At 33.2% G+C, this 21,579-nt stretch carries 21 protein-coding genes; 3 read left to right on the top strand and 18 right to left on the bottom strand.

The window, feature by feature from the left end:
• Positions 1 to 10: 10 nt before the first annotated feature.
• The 3 genes from OC526_RS00865 to OC526_RS00855 are packed head-to-tail and all read right to left on the bottom strand — an operon-like array spanning position 11 to position 1,652.
• Positions 11 to 643, bottom strand: coding sequence for a CpXC domain-containing protein (locus OC526_RS00865; protein WP_262121360.1), 633 nt, complete (start codon positions 641 to 643; stop codon positions 11 to 13).
• A gap of 7 nt (positions 644 to 650) precedes the next feature.
• Positions 651 to 1,070 (bottom strand): PPC domain-containing DNA-binding protein, encoded by a 420-nt coding sequence (locus tag OC526_RS00860; RefSeq protein WP_262121357.1) that lies wholly within the window; start codon positions 1,068 to 1,070, stop codon positions 651 to 653.
• Between the two features lie 42 nt (positions 1,071 to 1,112).
• Complete coding sequence (locus OC526_RS00855) at positions 1,113 to 1,652, bottom strand: ECF transporter S component (RefSeq protein ID WP_262121355.1); 540 nt, start codon at positions 1,650 to 1,652, stop codon at positions 1,113 to 1,115.
• 67 nt (positions 1,653 to 1,719) lie between these two features.
• Here OC526_RS00855 and OC526_RS00850 point away from each other — a divergent pair, with 67 nt between their 5' ends.
• A complete protein-coding gene (locus OC526_RS00850) occupies positions 1,720 to 2,382 on the top strand; it encodes a hypothetical protein (RefSeq protein ID WP_262121351.1) in 663 nt (220 codons plus the stop codon).
• 33 nt (positions 2,383 to 2,415) lie between these two features.
• A complete protein-coding gene (locus tag OC526_RS00845; protein WP_262121349.1) occupies positions 2,416 to 3,942 on the top strand; it encodes a ClC family H(+)/Cl(-) exchange transporter in 1,527 nt (508 codons plus the stop codon).
• Between the two features lie 25 nt (positions 3,943 to 3,967).
• Here the strand turns inward: OC526_RS00845 and OC526_RS00840 are convergent, their stop codons facing one another.
• The 15 genes from OC526_RS00840 to pepF form a co-directional block, all read right to left on the bottom strand.
• Positions 3,968 to 4,675 carry a hypothetical protein gene (locus OC526_RS00840; RefSeq protein ID WP_262121346.1) on the bottom strand — a complete coding sequence of 236 codons (708 nt, stop codon included), beginning with the start codon at positions 4,673 to 4,675 and terminating at the stop codon, positions 3,968 to 3,970.
• A 97-nt stretch (positions 4,676 to 4,772) separates the two neighbouring features.
• The gene (locus tag OC526_RS00835) at positions 4,773 to 5,780 is read right to left on the bottom strand and encodes a CAP domain-containing protein (protein WP_262121344.1); all 1,008 of its coding nucleotides are present in this window, start codon (positions 5,778 to 5,780) and stop codon (positions 4,773 to 4,775) included.
• Between the two features lie 77 nt (positions 5,781 to 5,857).
• Complete coding sequence (locus OC526_RS00830; RefSeq protein WP_262121341.1) at positions 5,858 to 7,507, bottom strand: hypothetical protein; 1,650 nt, start codon at positions 7,505 to 7,507, stop codon at positions 5,858 to 5,860.
• Positions 7,500 to 8,222 carry an ABC transporter ATP-binding protein gene (locus OC526_RS00825; RefSeq protein WP_262121339.1) on the bottom strand — a complete coding sequence of 241 codons (723 nt, stop codon included), beginning with the start codon at positions 8,220 to 8,222 and terminating at the stop codon, positions 7,500 to 7,502. Before OC526_RS00825 ends, OC526_RS00830 begins: the two co-directional genes overlap by 8 nt.
• A gap of 128 nt (positions 8,223 to 8,350) precedes the next feature.
• The gene (locus OC526_RS00820; protein ID WP_262121336.1) at positions 8,351 to 9,391 is read right to left on the bottom strand and encodes a hypothetical protein; all 1,041 of its coding nucleotides are present in this window, start codon (positions 9,389 to 9,391) and stop codon (positions 8,351 to 8,353) included.
• 144 nt (positions 9,392 to 9,535) lie between these two features.
• Positions 9,536 to 10,042 (bottom strand): FUSC family protein, encoded by a 507-nt coding sequence (locus OC526_RS00815; protein ID WP_262121334.1) that lies wholly within the window; start codon positions 10,040 to 10,042, stop codon positions 9,536 to 9,538.
• Positions 10,039 to 10,872, bottom strand: coding sequence for a nucleoside hydrolase (locus tag OC526_RS00810; RefSeq protein WP_262121332.1), 834 nt, complete (start codon positions 10,870 to 10,872; stop codon positions 10,039 to 10,041). Before OC526_RS00810 ends, OC526_RS00815 begins: the two co-directional genes overlap by 4 nt.
• A gap of 89 nt (positions 10,873 to 10,961) precedes the next feature.
• A complete protein-coding gene (locus OC526_RS00805) occupies positions 10,962 to 12,032 on the bottom strand; it encodes an RNA polymerase sigma factor RpoD/SigA (RefSeq protein WP_262121330.1) in 1,071 nt (356 codons plus the stop codon).
• Positions 12,033 to 12,071: 39 nt separating this feature from the next.
• Complete coding sequence (locus OC526_RS00800; protein WP_262121328.1) at positions 12,072 to 12,599, bottom strand: NYN domain-containing protein; 528 nt, start codon at positions 12,597 to 12,599, stop codon at positions 12,072 to 12,074.
• On the bottom strand, positions 12,586 to 13,290 hold the full coding sequence (rlmB, locus tag OC526_RS00795; RefSeq protein WP_262121326.1) for a 23S rRNA (guanosine(2251)-2'-O)-methyltransferase RlmB: 705 nt from the start codon (positions 13,288 to 13,290) through the stop codon (positions 12,586 to 12,588). Before rlmB ends, OC526_RS00800 begins: the two co-directional genes overlap by 14 nt.
• Positions 13,290 to 14,711, bottom strand: a complete 1,422-nt coding sequence (gene cysS, locus OC526_RS00790; RefSeq protein ID WP_262121322.1) for a cysteine--tRNA ligase — start codon at positions 14,709 to 14,711, stop codon at positions 13,290 to 13,292. The genes rlmB and cysS overlap by 1 nt, the downstream gene beginning before the upstream one ends.
• Positions 14,712 to 16,193 (bottom strand): glutamate--tRNA ligase, encoded by a 1,482-nt coding sequence (gltX, locus tag OC526_RS00785; protein WP_262121320.1) that lies wholly within the window; start codon positions 16,191 to 16,193, stop codon positions 14,712 to 14,714.
• A gap of 315 nt (positions 16,194 to 16,508) precedes the next feature.
• Positions 16,509 to 17,171, bottom strand: coding sequence for a formate/nitrite transporter family protein (locus OC526_RS00780; RefSeq protein WP_262121317.1), 663 nt, complete (start codon positions 17,169 to 17,171; stop codon positions 16,509 to 16,511).
• A complete protein-coding gene (locus tag OC526_RS00775; RefSeq protein ID WP_262121314.1) occupies positions 17,155 to 18,456 on the bottom strand; it encodes a M20 family metallopeptidase in 1,302 nt (433 codons plus the stop codon). The genes OC526_RS00780 and OC526_RS00775 overlap by 17 nt, the downstream gene beginning before the upstream one ends.
• Positions 18,456 to 20,255, bottom strand: a complete 1,800-nt coding sequence (pepF, locus tag OC526_RS00770; RefSeq protein WP_262121312.1) for an oligoendopeptidase F — start codon at positions 20,253 to 20,255, stop codon at positions 18,456 to 18,458. Before pepF ends, OC526_RS00775 begins: the two co-directional genes overlap by 1 nt.
• Before the next feature lie 91 nt (positions 20,256 to 20,346).
• Here pepF and OC526_RS00765 point away from each other — a divergent pair, with 91 nt between their 5' ends.
• Positions 20,347 to 21,579 carry an aminopeptidase gene (locus OC526_RS00765; RefSeq protein WP_262121310.1) on the top strand — a complete coding sequence of 411 codons (1,233 nt, stop codon included), beginning with the start codon at positions 20,347 to 20,349 and terminating at the stop codon, positions 21,577 to 21,579.

Below are 21,579 nucleotides of genomic sequence, written 5' to 3'. Positions count from 1 at the left end.
AATTTTTTTCCTATTTTAAAAACTCATAGGCCCAGTTTTTATCAATCTTTTCTGCCTTATCAGCATCAAATAATCCGTCATATTGGCTGACGATTTTATCATAAACTTCCCTTACAAAACCAAGAGTATACTCCTGACCATCAGTAGTTTTGATTAAAAATGTATTTGCATCTACTAGTCTAAATGATAAGACATCATCGTGGTTGAATAATAATTCATCACTTTCTAGTAAGATATATTTTAATATTTCTACTGCCTTATCAGACAGGTAGTTTTCAAAAATCACAATTTTTTCTCTAACTTCTTCTATATCACTTGTCATCCTTGTTAGATATTTTTCTTGCTCTTCTTTGTGAAATCTATCTAGCAAAGATAGACTTGATTTAAAAGCAAGTCTTGCTTTTTTATCCACAAATTGTGGGTCATTTACAAGCATAAATTTTACTTCATCATCTGTGTAAGCAAATCTGTAATTTAAAATAAATTCGTGATTGCAATTTGGGCAATGTTGGATGGCAAATTGGTTTTGAAGTATCAATTCTCTGTCATCAGTTGCAGAAAAAACTGCAGTGTTCATTTCATTTTCAAAAGATTGGCCGCAAGCTGGGCAAGTAATTCCAAATATTTTTTCTCTAGTTTGCATAATCCACCTAAAATTCTATAATATTGATTCCAAGATCTGTGTCAGCTTGTTTTTCTAGTTTACCATCTATTAAGTCTATAAAAATTTCTGCTGTAAAAGAGCAAGTAGCTTCTCCCAAATGCCCGCCAATTACCTTTGAGCCTTCTCCTGCACAGGTAATGTGGGTGTGTACAATTGGTTTTTGATCAAATATTGTTATATTACCAATAAGGGAAGTAATTTCTAAATCTTCATTGTAAGTATCCCATTGATAATCATCATCTCCTGAGTGCAAAATTCCAATTTTTAATTCATTTACTGCCCCTATGCCTTGAAAATGAGCGCCTGTAATATTTTCCTCAATTGCTAGTTTTTCAAGGGATTCTATAATCTTATCACCTTTTTTTAATCTAAGTACTATTTTTTTATCAAATCTCTTATAATCCATAAAGTCACCTCTTAGAAAAATAGATACCCAATAATAGGCTAACTATTCAAATTTGACCGCTTTTAAAAGAGGAATGGCAAGGATGGTTGCAAAAATTATAGAAATAACGCCGTTTGTAAGGGAAACTCCAGCTTTTTGGACAATCTCAACCATTGTCGCTTCTCTTGTCAGATCTAGAATAAAATAATTTTCTATATAGGTTTTAGATAAGTAAAGCAAAATATAGGCTAATTGGCCGCAAGCAGCTGCAATTGCTATTCTTAGCTTGTTATTTTCCCCAGACTTTTTGTGGAAAATATATCCAGCGATAGCTGCCATTATAAATTTGTTGATAAAAGTAGATGGGGCAGATGTAAAATAAACTGGATCAAAAAGATCAAAAAGTGCTGCACCAAGTCCACCAGCAAGGCCCCCATAAAGTGGTCCTAAAATAATCCCTGCCAGCAAGCAAAATACATTTCCTAAATGAAAACGAGTATTGCCCAAGGGAGTTACTAAAGGAATCTGTAAATAATTTGACAAAAATGCCAAGGCTGTGAAAAGCCCTATATATGTAAGTTTTTTTGTGGTTAAGTTTTTCATAAATCCTCCTAAATCTATTAATAGTATATCACATATATATACAGTAAAATAAAAGGGAGGTGATATTATGAGTAAAAATTTAGGTCCAATACATTTTATGATGTATGACAAAATCAAATTTCAAGATAAAATAACAAGCTACTTATTAGATGGAGATACAAGTGAAGTTGATAAAATAAATAAGCCAGTATCCACTGAACCCCTAGAAAATTTAATTGATCAGGAAAATATACATGGTTGGCTTGATTCAAAAATAGATGTTGTGGAAAAAAGGTTAAACTACGCCCTTAACCATAGTACAAATACAAAAGAAAAATTGTATGAATTTGGAAAAATAAATGCAGAAGGCAAAGATTTTTCTGATTTTAATGGTGTATTTACTGATTTAAATATGCTACTACTAGATGGTATGCCTTGTGACAATGGTCTTTCTGCTCAGATAGATGATATGGGCAGTCTGTATTTGATTACAAACAAAAATCTTCATAGCAAATATGAAAATCAAGACATAAATCCAGAAGATGCAAGGGACAATGTTTGCGAAGGCGGTCACGACCATGACCACCACGAAAATTTTGAAGTATCAAGCAAGGAAGATATTAATCTAAAAAGTGAAAATTCATCCTATCATGATTATAGATATGAATTTTTAAGGGGATATTTTTCAGACAGTCCCTATGATGTAGAAATGGTAAATGGGATAAATTATCGTATATTCCCAAAAAACTAATCCCACTTATAGCAAAAGAATACATGATCTAAGATGAAAAATGATTTTAATAATAAGCAAAAATTAATATTTAGAATGTTAGCCGACTCCATAATAGTCGGCACCCTTGCTGGACTTTTATCTGTTTTTTATAGGTTCTTAATTTCAAAAATGGACCTTTCCAGAAAATTTTTATATAGCAACCTTGATTTTAAATCTGTCTTTATTTTAATAATCTTAGCTGTAATAATTTCTTTTATTATAAGCAAATTATTAAAATGGGCTCCCCTTTCTGGGGGAAGTGGGATTCCGCAAATAAGAGGAGAAATCCTTGGAAAATTTAAAATGCAAGAGTGGCCAACCATTATTTCAAAAATTTTAGGAGGTGGACTTGGAAATCTCATGGGATTTTCACTGGGCCGCGAGGGTCCATCCATACAAATGGGCGGGGCTATTGGTAAGTTTGCTGGCAAAATATTAAAAAGACCTCCAGATGAAATAAAATATATGATTACAGCTGGTGCGGCAGCAGGACTTGCTGCAGCATTTAATGCCCCAATGGCTGGTTGTATATTTGCCATAGAAGAGCTGCATAAAACTTATTCAAAATACGTGCTCTTGCCAGCCTTTATAGCATCAATTATTGCAAATTACATTTCCTTTGTCCTTATGGGAGCCGAAACTTCATTCTCATTTGCAGTTACAAAATCCTTGCCAATGAATTTGGAATGGATTGTAATTTTAATTGGGATTTTGACCGGACTTATAGGTTGTTTTTATAATGTTATGATTGTTAAGTCCCAAAATTTGTTTAGAAAAATAGATTCCAACTTCTTAAAATATGGACTATTAATGGGAGTTACAATTATAATTGGATTTTCATTTTTTGAGGTGACAGGCGGCGGACACGGTCTACTAGAAGAAATGGCTGTAAATAGATTTGCTGTAAAATACATATTGGCCATACTTATTGCAAAATTATTTTATACAACATTTTGCTATGGATCTGGTGTCCAAGGAGGGATTTTCCTGCCAGTTCTAGTAATTGGTGGTTGTTGTGGGGCTTTGGTATTTGCAGTCCTAGAAAAATTTATAATTTTAGATACATATTTTATAAATTTTGTAATTTTGGGCATGGGTGGTATCCTTGCTTCAGTAGTGAGAAGTCCTATCCTGTCTGTAATTTTAGTCTCAGAAATGACTTCAACCTTTGAGCACTTAATAGCCCTATCCATAGTAGTATTGGTTTCATATTTTGTAGCAGAGGTTTTAAAAGTAGAACCAATTTATGAAACACTTTTTGAAAGACAATTAATAGATAAAAATCTTTTAGTACCTAACGAAAGAGATTTGGGAAATTATTCTATTTTGGAATATAGCATGGTTGATGGCCTAGATGTGATTGGTAAAAAACTAAAGGAGATAAAATTTCCAAAACATATTTTAATCATATCCATAGAAAGAGATGGCAAGGAATTTGTGCCAAATGCTGATGATGAAATCTTACTAGGTGATAAAATAACTGTTTTGATGAATGCAGAAGATGCTCTAGAAATAGATGAATATTTAAAAAACGAATAAAAAATAGCGGGTATAATCCCGCTTTTTATCTGCCATTTGCTCTTAAAATAGATTCTCCTCGTTCAACCCTATTAATTTGTTCTTGGATTAATTTGTTTATAACATCCCCGTGTTCTTTGGCAAATTTTGGCATAGTTTGTACTAAAATTTCAGCACCTGCTATGGTTTGTTTTGCATTTTTTACTGATTCTTCTAGTCTATCTAGGCTTTCTTCCGATAATCCTGTATCGATTATTGGGCTTTCTATATTTTCTTCTGATGGATTTTTTTCTAGCTCATTTGAATCATCAATTTCGTTTTCTTCGATCATATCATCTACTAATTCATTTATTTGATCATCATTATTTGTAATTTCCTCATCAATTGCGGCAACATTTTCTACTGTACCAGTATTTGATGAACTAATGGCATCTTTATCATTTTCACCAACCATGCCATTATTATTTCTATCATCCATAAATGGGTAAAGGTAGCTTTGGCCTTTTACGATTGGCAATCTGTATTTACCATAATTTTTAACTTCTTTTATAGTTAGCTGGCTGTTGTTGTTTGTATTCATGGCATCAAGTTCTTGTCTTTGGCCAGCAGTTAAATTTATGTATGCATTTCTTGTTCTTCTTGACCTGTAAAAACCTGAATTTGTATTGATACTGCTTGCAAAAGCTGGGCTAGCAAGTCCAGAAAATAAAATTGATACTGATAATGTTGATACTAATAATTTTTTAAGTTTCATAAATACTCCTTTAATTTGTTATAGTTAATAAATATTTGCCCCTTTGAGGATAAAAATCCATATATTAATAAAGGCAGAATAGATTCTGCCTTTACTTTTAATAATTTGCAAGTATTTTCTCAGCTTTAACAATAATGCTTTGAGCATTTGCAATTAAGGAATTAATTGTTTGACCGTGTTCTTTGGCAAATTGTGGCATTGTTCTCATTAAAATTTCAGCTCCAGCTATAGTTTGCTTTGATTTTTTTATTGATTCTCTTAATTTTTCTAAGCTTGCAGGTGAAATTTCATTTGATTTTACTGGGTTTGCAGTTTTTTCTTCTGTTTTTGGAGCATTTTTTATATCTCCTGAGTAAAGATTGTAGTTACCACTTAGGTTTACTGAAGATTCGTTATTATTTGCAATCTCAAAATCAAAAATTCCTACCCCATAATTCCATTTGTCATTTGTATTTAATGCAGAAAAACCAATGTGTTTTAATTCTGGGTCAAGAATTATGTGCAAGTGGCCATTTTCAGCATTTGATACACCCTTTGCTTCTTTTAATAATTGGTATTCTGATTTATTATTTTTTCTTTTTGATGGTTCAAAAGACCATTGGGCAAAGGCCTTAGTTGGATTTTCTGGATCTGTGCTTGATGCTAAAATTTCTGCACCAGGGTAGATTCCATTTTTTGTTATTGTAGTTTTTTGGCTACTTCCATCTGGTCTTTTGTGAGAAAGTCCTGTTAAAGTTTGCTCATACGCCCTTTGGATGGCAATTTTTTCCAAGTCATTTGACCAAGAAATACCATTTACATAAGCATTTTTGTCTTTATATCCATTTGCTTTTGCTACATCTTGTAGGCGTTCTCCCCTTGCATTTGATTCTTCAAGGGTATAAAAAATATTTTCATCCCATAATCTAGATCTTATGGCACGTATTTCAGATAAAACTTGATTTTTATTTGCTTCATCTTGGCTAAGATTAAATGTTCCTTCGCTAAAGGCTACATTTCCTGTATTGACACCCAAATCTACTCTACTTGCTGCAAATACAGGATTTGCACCTAAAATTGCAAAAGAAAAAGTTAGGGATAAGGCTAGTTTTTTAAAATTTTTCATAATAACTCCTATAATATATATCGTACATATATATTATACACCATATTCTTGACAAAACTTCTATGAAAATCTAATTTTTAATCATTTATATCGTAAAATCCTTTTTTGTAGGCATTAAGGGCCCTAGAGTTTACAAATAATGTCATAGCAAGCATTATTATAATCATAATTGCATAGGCTATGAATATATTTTTTGCAAATATTTGGGTCAAAAATACCCCCAGACCTACCATTAGGGCCACAATAATTAGGCTTAGAAAATAATAAAGTATATTTATAACTCCGCCCTTGCTAAGTTCCTCAGGTTTATTCCAATTTGTAATAATTTTTTTGCTACCAAGACTCAGTCCAAAAGCACTTGCTAAAACTGATCCAAGGCTAAGTCCTAGGAAAAATAGGATAGCATTTGAAATTCCAAATCTAACAAAATATAGAAATATTAAGCTCAGCAAAATATTAAAAATACTAAAGGCAAAAAATCCTGCAAATAATCTTGCTAAATAATGTTTTTTAGGGTCTATTGGCAAGGTTTGGAAGAGGTAAAAACTTGTATGCTCACGGGAAAGGGCGGTTGATGTGATATTTGAATTGCACCAAATTAGTAGGCTCAATAAAAATCCAATCACTAAAACCCAAAATCTAGTTTGAGGATCAAAAAAAGCCATACTACCCATTTCATCACTAAATTGTTTGCCCATCCTAGCTCCCATAAATCCAAAGATAATTAGCATTGGTATACCACCGGCTAGAAAAACTATATTTGAAAATAGATTACTTATATCCCTTTTAAATATAGCCCAAACTTGGGATTTTTGATTGAAACTTATATTTTTCTTAGCTTGTTTTTTATCAGTTTTTTGGGTGGTTTTCTCTTCTAAGCTCTTATAATAATTTTTATCAGCAAACTTGTAGGATAAATATAAAATCAAAGCTGAAATAGCAAGTAAGACCAAGGTAAAAATCAACTTATTTTTCAAGTCGCCACCTACAGCAAGCCCAAAAAATTTGGCATTAAAGAATATGTCTTTAAGTCCCAAAAAGTTTTCAAAAATCTTATTAATCTGTCCCGGATCTTGACCAATTTGATTTTCTCCTCTAATAAGTGGCAAGGCATAGGCAAGGCCAATTACTGAAAAAAGTAGGATATATCCAAGGGTTTTAATTAATTTTTTGTGCCTATTTATGCTTGTAAAACGCATTAGCAAAAGTATTACAAATGTAAGTAAGGAATAAATTATCAAAATTAGGCTTACAAAATTTATTAATCCAAATACCAATACACTTATGTCAAAACCCTTATGATTTGTGTAAACTACAAGACTTATTATGAAAAACAATATAAAATCTACATAGGAAATTACATTTCCGATGATTTTTCCAACAAAAAGTTCACCCTGACTAATGGGCAAGGTCTTATAAACTTCTGTTTTTTTATCTGAAAAAAAGTTGGATATTATAGTTGGTATATAAAATATTACTATCATAAGGCTCATGGTTATGCCAAAATAGGTAAAGTAATGCACATCTCCATTTTCCCTTCCAAGAAAAATAGACCCCACCATATTCATAATCATATAAACCATATAGGATAAAAATATGTAAGTAAATATGAAGTAAATAACTCTTAAAAAATAATTTTCTGGCAAGTTTGCTGCTTTTTTTCTTTTCATATATGGGAAAAATGCTTCCCAAAGAGAGTATTTTGCAATAGTTTTGATATTATTCATCAGTAAGCTCCAAAAAAACTGCTTCTAGATTTTCCTTATGATTTGCTTGGGATTTTATCTCATCAAAAGTACCCATGGCAATAATCTTGCCCCTATTTATAATTGCAATCCTATCGCAAAGTTCTTGGGCAACACTCATAACGTGGGTTGAGAAAAATACTGATTTGCCATTTTCCACTCTTTGCCTTAAAATTTGTTTTAAATTGTAGGCAGATTTTGCGTCAAGGCCTACCATTGGCTCATCTAAAATCAAAACTTCTGGGTCATTTATCAAGGCACCAATTAGGGCAAGCCTTTGGGCCATTCCATGGGAGTAAGTTTCGATTTGATCTGCCATGGCATCCTTAATATCAAAAAATTCCAAATAATAATCAAGTCTTTGCTTGCGAGTAGCTTCATCTATCCCATAGATGTCTGCCAGAAAATTTATGTATTCATATCCCGAATAAGATTCAAAAAGTTCAGGGTTATCCGGTACATAGGAAAATTGTTTTTTGTAGGTAATTTGGTCATCTTTTATATCTATACCATTTATAGTAATTTCTCCACTTGTTGGAGTGTTTATGCCTACTATGGCCTTGATGGTAGATGATTTGCCTGCACCATTTGGTCCTAGAAAACCAAATATTTCCCCATCCCTTACTTCAAAATTAATATTATCGACTGCAGTTTTTCCAGTCTTATATCTTTTTGTAAAATCTTTGACTTCAATCATTACTTCCTCCTTTTCAAAGAGTATATCATATCAGAAATGAATAAATAAACTGTACTTTATATATATTTCACGCCACTAAAAAACCCCAACCCAAATTTGGGCTGAGGTCTTAATTATTATTTTCTTTTCTAAATTAGGCCATTGTCTTTTAATACATTTTCAGCCTTTTTGATAACTTCTTTTTGTTTTTCTACTAATTCATTGATTCTTGCGCTATTTTCATTTGAAAAGTTTGGCATTGATTCTTTTAGTATTTCTGCACCCTTTATTATTTCTTGGGCTTTTTGGTATGAGATTTTTAATTTTTCTAGCTTATCTTTTTGTGTTTTATCTTTGTCTTCTTTGTAGTTTTTATCACCTATTGATAAAGTGTAAGGACCTACTAAATTTGTAACCTGATCATTGCTTGAATCCATCTTTGAATTCATATCATAAGATAATTCCACCACTTCATAGAGGGTGTTGGTTTCTTCATCTGCTAGTTGAGCATAACCAATGTATTTTATCCCTGGATTTAGTAGAGTGTGTAGCTCAAAACTTTCAGGAGTTAATTTCCCATTTGCTGCAAGCAATTTATCATATTTGCTTTGACTTGTTTGATCTTTAGCAAATGACCATTGACTTGAAGCCTTCATCTTATTACCATGAAGATTTGTTTTGGATACAATCTCCACATCTGAGTGTATGCCATTTATGGTTGCTGATTTAAAATTGGATCCGTCTGGTCTAGTATCTGATGAATCACTATATTTTTGTTCAAAAGCCCTTTGAATGGCTATTTTTTCTAAATCCGTTCTCCATTTTAGCCCAAATGCATAATCCTTCATAGTTGTATATCCAGATTTTTCTGCTGATTCTCTTAAATTTTTGCTTTCACTTTTTGTTCCATCTGGACTTACACTAACGTAAGGGATATTTGAATCCCAAAGCTTAGAACGGATATCCCTAATCTCATTAAGGAAATATTCTATTTCATCTTGGCTTTGTTTTAAGTTTACAGTTTCTTCGATATACTCACCTTTGCCCTTATCAACCCCCAAATCAGTGATTTGGCTAGCCTGGCTTTCTTCTTTTGCATAGCTATTTACTGGATTTATAAGGCTTGCTTGCCCTAAAAATGAAAATGATAAGGCAAGGGTTAGAGCTGCCATTTTTTTTATATTTTTCATAATCTTCTCCTTTTATATAGCCACTATATTGAGGATTTTTACTTTATCTTGCAAAAATCTTCATTACCCTTATACCCGGTGAAAATTATTTTATTCAGTTTTTATATAGAAAAAACTCCCAATTTTGGGAGTTAATAAAATTTATTAATTATCGGTGTTCTTGTATTTTTCCCTAAAGGTAAAGTCAGACCAATTGACCACGATTGCAGAAATTACTCCAATCATAGTATCAAAAGTCCTGTTAAAGGCAAAGAGGAAGGGTAAATTTGCTTCCTTGCCATGGTTAATTGTAATTGATAGAAAAACTATAGCCATAATTGAAATTGCCTTTGGTTTATTGGCCATAGCCATAATCCAAATTATTATTGAGGATAAAAAGCTAATTAAAACCAGCTCAACAGCCTGGGGCAAATAATATGCTGGCACTAGCAAAAGATAAATTAAGCCACACAGACCTCCAAGAATGGTTCCGATTATCCTGTTAATTCCTATCTCCCTACTGCCTTCTACATCTGATTTTAGGCAGATGATTGCAGCTATTGCACTATAAAAAGGCAACCCTTCTCCCGGCCTATAGGCAGATATAATCATAGCAATGGTCACTGCAATAAAAGTTTTAACTATCCTTAGTCCCGGAGCTTTTATTTTCATAGGCTACCTAGAAGAAAATCATAAAAGGCTTCTTCATTTACCCTACTTACCCTATAATTTTTCTTTCTGCTATTAGTCCTATAAAGGCTACCGACTTCCCCTTCAAGGTCGCTAGTAATAACTCCAAAGCCTGACTCTTCAAATATAAAGGCTTCTGGTGCCTGAGTTAGGTATAAAAGCAGCGGAGCCCCTAGAAATCTTTTTTCTAAAGGATAGTTTTTAAATTCATCTAAAATAATGTCTAGATTTTTATCTCTACCATAAAGTTTAGCAATCATCTCATCTGAAAGAAGCGGCTCATTTGCAATCTCAAATGGCAATAAAAATAAATCTATGCTTGTATTTAGTATTTTATCTACAGATTCAGGGTCTTCGATAAAAGTTTCTGAAACTTCTCCATCTGTTTCTCCACCTAAGATAAAAATATGAGAAATAAAATCTTCTATCTCTGGAGCTTCTTCCAATGCTCTAGCTATATTTGTTAGTCCACTTGTTGCAATTATATCAAGTCTACCACAGTCCTCTGCCTTATCAATGATATTTTCATAGGCCGGCATTTTTTCTATATAATCCTTAGTTGTAGAAAAAATTTCCTTATCCAAATGGTGGTAGTCTCTAAAAGATTTTCCAGCAGCAACTGGTAAAAATAAATCCTCTTCAGTCGAAAGTCCTACAATATTTTCTGCTGCCAAAACTGGGTTCATCTCTCCATCAGCTGTAGACATACCAAGAATTTCAAAATCAAAAGATTTAAAGGCCATGTAGGTCATAAGGGCCTCATCTTTTGCAAAATTTGTATCTATATATAAAAAAGGTTTTTCGTATTCCATAATTCCTCGCTTTTTTCTACTATACTAAGACTAGGCCTATTTACCATAGTTTTTTTGATAAGAAAAAGATGCGATTTTATCGCACCTTACTAGTTTTCAGCATCTGAATATTCTTTAAGTTTTCCTAAAGCTTGGTTTTCTATTTGCCTTATACGCTCTCTGGATAAGTCATAGATAGAACCTATTTCTTCTAGGGTTTTTGGTTTTTCGTTATCTAGGCCATATCGGTAGATGATTATTTGTTTTTCACGTTCTGTAAGCTGGTCTAGGGCTTTCATTAGGAAATTTTCCATATCACGTTCTAGGATTAAAATATCAACTGGTGTTGATTCATCTCCCACCATATCCATTAGCTCATCACCTGTTGAGTCTTCGCTGTCTAGGTTTATATTTAGTGATGTAGAATTTACTTGGTTGCGGTTGATTAAAAACAAATCATCTGCTTGTTTTTTATCTATGCCTTCTTTTTCCAAAATTTTATAAATTTCTTCATCGCTTGCTTCTGGATTTGCCTTTAGAATTTGTTTTAATTTGTTAAGTTTTAAATATTTTCCTGCTGGTATTCTGATTGTGTGGCCTTCTTTGTTGATGGCTTTTCTAATTGCCTTATCAATCCATTTGTAGGCATAGGTTGTAAATTTGTAGCCTAGGGTTAGGTCAAATTTTTCTGCTGCACGAATCATACCTAGCATTCCTGATTGGACTAAGTCTTCTAAATCCAAATCATTTCCGTGGGACCTATAAAAATATGAGGCCCTAGATCTTACTAGCCCTTGGTTTTTTTCTACTAGGGCTGCCAAAGCATTTTGATTGCCTTTTTGGAATTGTTCTACGATTTCCTCATTTGTAAGATCAGACATCTTCATCATATCGCTTCTGGTAATTGGTGTGATGGCTGTTGACTCGCTTCTTTTTATTTTTGGCTCATCATCATCCTCATCTTCATCAATATCATCGATTTCTTCGATGTCATCTTTTTCTTCAAATTCTTCGTCTTCTTCGATTTCTTCATCATCGATGAAGTCAATTAATTCTTCTTTTTCTTCATCAGATAGTTCTTCTAGGACACTTGCAATTTCTTCCTTTCCCATATCCTGGGAGTTGAAGTAAGAGCGTATCTTCTCGACTACCCTTTCATCTTTTAAATTTATTTTATCCATATGTCACCCTTATTTTGAATTTATTTTACCTTGTATATTTTAATTTTTTTCCAGATTATTTTTAATCTGGTCAATTTTTTCTATCATTTCTTTGGATAAGGGAAATGAATCGAAATTTCTATTGAAGTCTTGTTTTTTTCTTCGATTTATTTTTCTTCTATTGTTATATATTTCTGCCTTTAGCTCTGACGATGTCATTCTTGCGGCCCCCTTGTTTGAGGCAAGAATTTGGATTTGCCCATCATCTGTGACAACTTTTAGATTGTGTTTTTGGGAAATTTTTAGGATTTGCTTTTCTATATAGGTATCTGCCGTTTGGTATCTTTTTGTAAAAACTATCTTCATACCAAACTTTTCAGAGATTGTCTCCTTGGGTCTATCTAGGTTGTAGGCATCAAAAACAATTATGATTTCCTCACCTGACATTGACTTATATTCAGCAAGCTCATCGATTAGATTTTCTCTGGCAGATTCAAGGGAGGTTTTTGAAATATCAGATAAATTTGGCCAAGCGTTTATTACATTATAGCCATCAATTATTGTGATATTTCTCCTATTTAAAGCCATTTTGCCTTAAAACCTCATACATGCTTAAAGCTGATGCAACTGATGCATTTAGAGAATTCACCTTGCCTAGCATTGGGATTTTGACTAAGACATCGCAATTTTCACGTACTAGTCTGCTTAGTCCGTCTCCTTCATTGCCCACAACTAGGGCAACTTTGCCAGATAAATTTGTATCGGCGATAGTTTCTTTGGCTTCACCAGCTAGTCCATAGATCCAAAAACCATTTTCTTTTAAGCTTGCCATAGTTTGGTTTAAATTTGTTACCATGACTACTTTTATATTATTTATAGCCCCGGCACTTGTTTTATAAACCGTTGGGTTTACCTTTGCTGAACGGTGCTCTGGGATGATTACTCCGTCAAATCCAAAGCTTTCTGCAGAACGAATTATCGCTCCCAGATTGTGTGGGTCTTCGATTTTATCTAAAATTATAAGCCTGTTGGCATTTTCTAAATCATTGAGATTGGCATATTTGTAGGTATCCACCTCAATCATAACACCTTGGTGGTTCATATCTACATGTTCAAAAAAAGTTTTATCTACGTATTTAATAGGCACATTATTTTTACTAAGCTTTTCAACAATTTTCCCTACAATTGGAGTTTTTTGATCCATGATGTAGGCCTTATGAATGGTAAGACCAGCATCAATTGTTTCTAAAACTGGTTTTCTGCCATATATCTTATCCATTAGATTAGCTCCCATTTTACACCTTCGCGGGTATCTTTGATTGCTACTCCCATTTCAGCTAGCTGATCACGGATAGCATCTGCTTTTGCGAAGTTTTTTTCTTTTTTGGCAGCATTTCTTTGCTCGATTAGTTCTAAAATTTTTGCTTCATCAACATCTGCATTTACTTTTTGGCGGTTTTCTATACCTAAAACTTCTTCTAGTTCCAAAATTTTATCTAAAACTGCTTTTATAAGTTGCTTGGTATTTTCAGATGAAACTTTTGTATTGGCAAATTTTACTAATTCAAATAAAACTGTAATGGCATCTGCTGTATTTAAATCATCATCCATTACTTGGATAAATTTATTTTCAAAGTCAGCTAGCTCATTTAATAGATTTTCTTCATCATCAAACAATTCATTTTCACTAGCATTTTCTAATAAATCTTCTAGTCTAAAGACAGCAGTATTTATCCTATCCAAGGAATTTTTGGCACCTTCTATGATCTGACGAGTAAAATTGATTGGCTGGCGGTAATTTGTTGTTAGTAGCCAAAAACGAATTACCATTAGGTCATATTCTTTTTTAATATCGTGTAGGGTAAAGAAGTTTCCAAGTGACTTACTCATTTTTGTACCGTCTACTTGGATCATGCCGTTATGCATCCAATAATTTGCAAAAGTTTTTTCGTTTAGTGTTTCTGATTGGGCAATTTCATTTTCGTGGTGAGGAAATTCTAAGTCTTCTCCACCAGCGTGAATGTCGATTGTTTCTCCGAGTATTTTTTTATTCATAGTTGAGCATTCTATATGCCAACCTGGTCGGCCTGCTCCCCATGGAGAATCCCAAGATACTTCCCCATCAATCTTTGTTTTTTTCCAAAGGGCAAAATCTAATGGGTTTTCTTTTTTGCTAGCCTCTTTGCTATCTAATCTGTTGCTTGCTCCGTGTACTAAGTCTTCTACATTTTTGCCAGAAAGTTTGCCATAATCATCCGCTTTTTCGACTCTAAAGTACACATCTCCGTCTGATTCATAAGCTGCGCCTTTTTCTATAAGATCACTTACAAATTCGATAATATCATCCATCACTTCTGTGGCACGTGGGTGAATTGTGTTTGCTTCATCGATGTTTAAATCATTGGCATCTTCCATATATGCAGCTATATATCTTTCTGTCACTTCTTTTGTAGATATATTTTCTTCAATAGATTTTTTGATAATTTTATCATCAACATCTGTAAAATTTACTACATAAGTTATGTCATAGCCACGGTATCTTACATATCTTCTAAAGGTATCAAAAACTACTAAAGGTCTAGCATTTCCAATGTGCATATAATCATAAACAGTGGGCCCACAGACATACATTTTGATTTTATTTGCTTCTATTGGTACAAATTCTTCTGTTTTTCTTGTGAGCGTGTTATGAATTTTCATTTAAAAATTTTCCTTTACGTAATTTAATCTTTCTTCTATTTTTTCTTTTCCCATTAAAATCATTACATTTGATAAGTCTGGGCCGTGTACTGATCCTGTGATAGCTGCTCTGATTGGGAACCAAAGGTTTTTACCCTTGATGCCTGTTTCTTTTTGTAGGGTTTTCATAATAGTTTTTGCAAATTCTTCGTCGATTTCATCAGCTTCGCCTAGTTTCTCTAAATATGCATCAACTAATTTTTTAGTATTTTCTTCTTTTAATACTTGGCTTGCTTCTTCATCCCATTCTATTTCACTTTCATCTAAGAAATAATTTTTAGATAGTTTTGGTGCATCTGAGAATTTATCAACTGCTGATTGCCATGTTTCTGCAAGTAATTTTAAGTCTTCTTCTGGATAACTTTCATCAATTAGTCCAGATTTTTCCATAAATGGTTTGATTCTTTCAGCTAATTCTTCTACTGATAGATCACGAACGTAGTGGCCGTTTACCCAGTCTAATTTTCTTTTATCAAAAACTGCACCAGTTTTATTTACCCTATCAAAGTCAAATTGTTTTGCTAATTCTTCAATTGAGAATATTTCTTCTTCACTGTCTGGTGACCATCCTAATAAGCTCAAAAAGTTTATAAGTCCTTCTGGTGTATATCCTTCTTCTATGAAGTCTTCTACCATTCCATCCCCATTACGTTTTGAATATTTTTTGTGATTTTCATTTAGTACTGTTGGTAGGTGGATATATTCTGGTGCATCCCAGCCAAAGGCTTCGTATAGGTAAACGTGTTTTGGAGTTGATGAGATCCATTCATCTCCACGTACTACGTGAGTGATTTTCATTGCATTGTCATCTACAACTACTGCAAAGTGATATGTTGGATATCCATCACGTTTGATAAGAACTTGATCATCCATATCGTCAGTGTTAAAGGTAATTTTTCCCTTAATTCTATCTTCAAAAGAGATGTCACGATTTTTTGGTAGTTTTAGTCTTACTGTGTACTCTTCACCATTTGCAACTCTTTGTTTTGCTTCTTCTAGTGGTATAGATCTGCAAAGTCCATCGTATTTTGGTGTAAGACCGTCAGCTTTTTGTTGGTCACGTACTTTATCAACTCTTTCTTGAGAGCAGAAGCAGTAGTAAGCCTTGTCTTCTTCGATTAATTTTTCAATGTATTCGTTGTAAATGCCAGCTTCAACCCTTTCAGATTGGATATATGGACCGTATTCACCTTTTTCAGTTACTTTGCCATTCTCATCTAGCATTACACCTTCATCAATTTCGACACCTGACCAGTCAAGAGCCTTTAATAAATTTTCCAAAGCACCTTCTACAAATCTAGTTCTATCGGTATCTTCTATTCTTAAAATCATTGTTCCATCTGTGTGTCTTGCATATAAATAGTTAAATAATGCAGTTCTAAGTCCACCGATGTGTAGGTAACCGGTTGGAGATGGAGCAAATCTTACTCTTACATCACTCATCTTAACTCCTTTTTTGTCAAACTTTTTCAAATTTTAAAAATTTTTACTAATTTTAGATAATGAAAGGGAGTGCATAACACTCCCTTCCATACTTGACTTATTAAAGTATAACACGATATACTCCAAAAATCAACTTTGTCAATCAATTTTCTTAAAATAAATTTTCTTCTCTATACTTTATAGATTTTCATCCACATACCAAGCTGCGATTTCATACTATATATGATGTTTATAAAATATTATAAAAAACAAAAAACTCATAGGATTAATTTCTAACCTATGAGTTTTATTTGCATTTTTATTCAATAATTGTTTCTAACCAGCAAGGCTAAATGGTTCATCATACATAAGTGACAGGGTCGGTATGACTAGGCCACCTAGGATATTTGCTAATAGGATTAAAAAGAAATTTCTTAGGGCTAGTAGGTTAAATTCTCCTGCTAAAAAGAAGAAAAAGCTATCTGCAATACTATGTTCAAATCCTGATAGTACAAAGGTCATGATTGAAATAAATATCGCTAAGTATTTTCCTACCTGGTAGCGGTTGTATTTAAATTGGTGAACTGCGTTTGTAACAAACATATTACAGAAAAATGCCAGTATAAATAATGATTGGGGGCTATCGTTTAACTTTACCCCGGTTTTTAGCTGGGCCTGGGCTATTAAGGCCGGGCCAAACCTTGTCTGGCGAATGAGCATAGCTATTACAAAGGTTCCTATCAAATTTCCTATTAGAGCTATAAATAATTTTTTAGTGTACTCTTTTTTATCATAGTAGAAAAGATATCCTACCATTCCTGTAAATAAACTATATTTTAAACTTAAAATTATAAAAAGAGCTCCAGCAAATAAAAACGCTCCTAAGTAAGGGTTATCTACAGATAATAAAACTGTTCCACCAAAACCAACCATTACACCACCCATGATGGCATAAATTATTGATTTGTAGTCATAAGTGCGTTTACGCGATGTCGTCATAAATCTCCTCAATTTCTTCTTGTGACCTATTTTCTTCTATAAATAAGCCTTTAATATTATTCTTATAAGGACCATATTCTAGTTTTATATCACTATTTAGATATTCTACCACATACCTAACAGTAGCTGCCACTCCGTTTTTTAATGCGTTTTCATCCAAATCAAATTTGCTGCTGTGAAGAGCTGCTCCTGATCCAAATTCTTCATTTTTTATTCCAAGCATCAGGTAAAGTCCTGGCCATTGGGCCGTATAAATGGCAAAGGAATCTGAACCCATAGATGGATTTGCATTTGCTATATAATCTTCACCCAGCTCATCTGTCATTACATTTTTAGCAAGATTTGCCAATTTTTCATCATTAATTATTGGAAAATGTGGTCTGGTGTATTCATTAAAAACCACCCTACAATTGTGAGATTTTACCTTATTTATAATAAGGGATTGGAATTCTCTGTAAAATTTATAACCTACTTCTTTACGGTCAAAAAATCTAACACTACCCTTAAACCTTAATTTATCAGGTATTTGATTAAATTGATTGCCCATTTCAACCGCGCCTATTGAATAAGTCATTGGCTCAAATGGGGAAAATTTGTTCATGCGTAAGGATTTTAATTCGTTATAAATATCTACAAAGCAATCCAAAGGATTATTTGCCATATAAGGACGAGATCCATGACCACTTTCACCTTTTATAGTAACATCATACATCATTGCTCCAGCATTTATCCCGCCAGATTTTATGGCCATAACACCAGATTCATATTCTGGGGAAACGTGGATGGCAAAACTAGAATCAATATCCACTTCATTCTTACCCAAATATGCCATTAAATATTTATAATTCAAACCAAATTCTTCACCACGTTCAAAGCATAAAATAATTCTACCAGCAAAATCATCCTTATTTTCATTTAAAATTTTAGCCGCAGTTAAGAGCATGGCTGTATGTCCATCATGGCCGCAAGCATGCATAACTCCAGGATTTTTGCTTTTTACTAGTCGGTTGTTTTTTAGGTTTTTTTCTGTTTCTTCAAAGGGAAGTGCATCAAGGTCAGCTCTTAGGATTATGGTTTTAGGATTATCACTTTTTTGATTTCCTTCTATAAATCCTAAGACTCCGCCCTTATTTACGTCTACAAAGTCTATACCAATTTCTTTTAATTCTTTTTTTACAAGTTCTACAGTTTTTTCTTCCTGGCCCGAAAGTTCGGGGTTTTCGTGGATTTTCCTGCGGATATCTACTGTATAATCAAAAAGTTCTTGAACTTTCTTTTTATACATTATTTATACATTCCTAATTTTTTTGCTAATTCATCTATTTGATCGATTAATGAACCTATAAATGCAACTGTTTCAGAAATTGCCTTTGTATTTGTCATATCAACTCCTGCTGCATTTGCAAGTTCAATTGGTCCCATTGACCCACCTAGTTTTAAAACTTCAATCCAATTTTCACGGTCTTTTTCATCTCCATTTAAAATATTGTCAGAAATGATTGTTCCTACTGTAAGCCCAGCTGAATATGTGTAAGGATAAAGTCCCATGTAGTAGTGTGGTTGACGCATCCATGTTAGCTCTGCCCCATCAACAAGTTTTACAGAGTCTGCCCAAAATTCTTCTAAAGTTTCTGTAAATAATTTGTTCAAATCATCTGTATTTAGGTTTTCGTTAGCTTCCACTTTTCTATAAACTTCTCTTTGGAATGCTGCTTCTATAAAGTGGGTTACAAAGTTGTGGTAGTAGGTTTTTGAAATCATTGTTGATAAAACCCAAAGTTTTTCGCGGTCATCTTTTGCCTTATTTAGTAAAAATCTTTCCATGGTAATTTCATTTGCGGTTGATGGTGCCTCTACAAAATACATGGACATATCGTTGTTTAAAGCATTTTGATTGTTATTTGAATAATAAAATTGTCCTGCATGGCCTAGTTCATGGGCAAGAGTCATTACTTGGCTCATTTTGTTATTATAAGTTGTCATGATAAATGGATGTGATCCATAAGGTCCTGCTGCAAAAGCACCTGTTCTTTTACCTATATTTTGAGCATAGTCAATCCATCTTTGATCAAAAGCACGGTTTAAAACTTCTACATATTCTTCACCAAGATTTGAAAGTCCTTCAACTATATAGGCACGAGCTTGGTCAATAGATACTTCTGGTTCGTAATCTGGATCTATAGATAGTTTTAAATCAGCATAGGTCATTTCATCTAAGCCATAGATTTTTTGAATAATTTTTGCATACTTTCTCATATGAGGAGCAAGTTCTGCCATTATTGTATCGATGTGGTTGTCATAAATTTCTTTATCTACATCTTGGCGTGACAATAAATAATCAAAAACTGAATCGTAGCCTCTAATGTCTGAAAGGCGTTTTTCATTTTCAACATGGGTTAGATAAACAGATGCATCTGAATTTTGGTATTTTCTTAAAACATCGTGGTATCTTTTAAAGGCATCACGGCGCAAATCATCCCTAGGATCTGCTTCTAAAAATTCTTCAAAGGTGTTGTGATTTAAGATTATTTCTTCGCCTTCATAGGTAAAATCTTCAAAGGCCATATCTCCATAACGGATGTCTGCATAAGATTTGTATGATGCATCAAAGGTTGGCACAAGATTTGCCAAAACTTTTTCTGTTTCATCAGATAACAAATATTTTGAGTTTTCAATTACTCTTTCTAAGTAATATTTATATTCTGGATGGTTTTTCTTGGCCTCTTCTAATAAATTTTTATCAGCCTTAGAAAGCATAGATTCAAAAAAGCTTAGATTTGCATCGATCTTACTCATTTCGTTTACAAAATTAGCAAATCTTTTCATAACCTTATCATCAGATGTATCAACTTCTGTTGTGATACTTGCAAAAGTCCCCAATCTATCAGTTAATGCGGCAATTTCGCTATAAGCTTCTAAAGCTTCAAAAATTTCTTCTGATGAATTTAAAGATTTGTATTTATTTGCAAAATCATCAGCTAGGTTTTTAAGCTCATTAAGGCTTGCTAAAAAAACTTCATCACTTTCAAAAAGTTCTTCTATAGCCCAAGTTTCATTTATATTAACTTCATGTCTTTTTTTCATGATTACCTTCCTTAAATAATTATTTATACAATTATATGTATTTTATTTTACCATAAAAATCCTAAAGGTATAATGACACAAGGAGGAAATTATGGATAAAAGAATAGAAAATTTTGCAAAACTTGCAGTCGAATTTGGAGTAAATGTAAAAGCTGGCGAAGATGTGGTGATTAATGCTCCAGTAGAAAATCCAGATTTAGCAAGATTAATAACAAAAGCAGCCTATGAAAAAGGTGCCAGAAATGTATCAATAGACTGGCGTGATGATGCCATTACAAGATTAACTTACGAAAATCAAAACCAAGAAACACTAAATGAAGTTCCAGACTGGAAAATAGAAAAATTAAAATACCAAATAGCAAATAAAAAATCAAACAGAATTTCAATCTACGCCGAAGACCCAGACTTATTAAACGGCCTAGATGAATCCAAAATTTCAGAAGCAATCAAGGAAAATTCCAAAAAAACCAAAGAATTTGTAAAATATTCCATGAACGATATTGTAAGCTGGCTGGTAATTTCAGTGCCAACCAAAAAATGGGCGGCAAAAGTCTTCCCAGACCTAAACGAAGATGAGGCTTACGAAAAACTTTGGGAAACTATCCTAGATGTTAGCCGAGTAGAAGAATCTTGGGAAGAAACAAAAGCAAATTGGACCAAGCACATAGAAACCTTAAACCAAAAAGCAAATTACCTAAATGACCACCAATTTGACAAATTACACTACCAATCATCAAACGGTACAGATCTTTGGGTAAAACTTCCAAAAGACCATATTTGGACATCAGCTGGATCAAAAAATGAAAAAGGCGATCCATTTATCCCAAATATGCCAACAGAAGAAGTTTTCACAGCCCCACAATATGACGGAGTAGATGGCACACTTTTTGCCACAAAACCTTTAGTTTACAACGGTGTAGTCATAGATGAATTTAATTTTACTTTCGAAAATGGAAAAGTAATCGACTTTGATGCCAAAAAAGGCAAAGATACACTTGCAAAAATGTTAGAAAGCGATGAAGGTAGCAAAAACTTAGGAGAAATTGCCCTAGTGCCTTTCGATAGTCCAATTAGCAACTCAAATATTCTTTTCTATAATACATTATTTGACGAAAACGCATCCTGCCACTTCGCATTAGGAAAAGCATATCCAACAAATGTAGTAGGCGGCGCGGACTTAGAAGAAAGCGAATTAAAGCAAAGAGGAATAAACGACTCCCTAATCCACGAAGACTTCATGGTAGGAGCAAGCGATTTAAAAATAACAGGATATAAAAACGATGATGAGTTTCCTATATTTGAAAATGGAAACTGGGCAATTTAA

Origin of the sequence: Anaerococcus sp. Marseille-Q5996, from assembly GCF_946893725.1 — a bacterium.
GTDB classification, from domain to species: Bacteria; Bacillota; Clostridia; order Tissierellales; family Peptoniphilaceae; genus Anaerococcus; species Anaerococcus martiniensis.
Note: the sequence above shows the minus strand (reverse complement) of the source record. Positions and strands in the feature narration are given on the sequence as shown.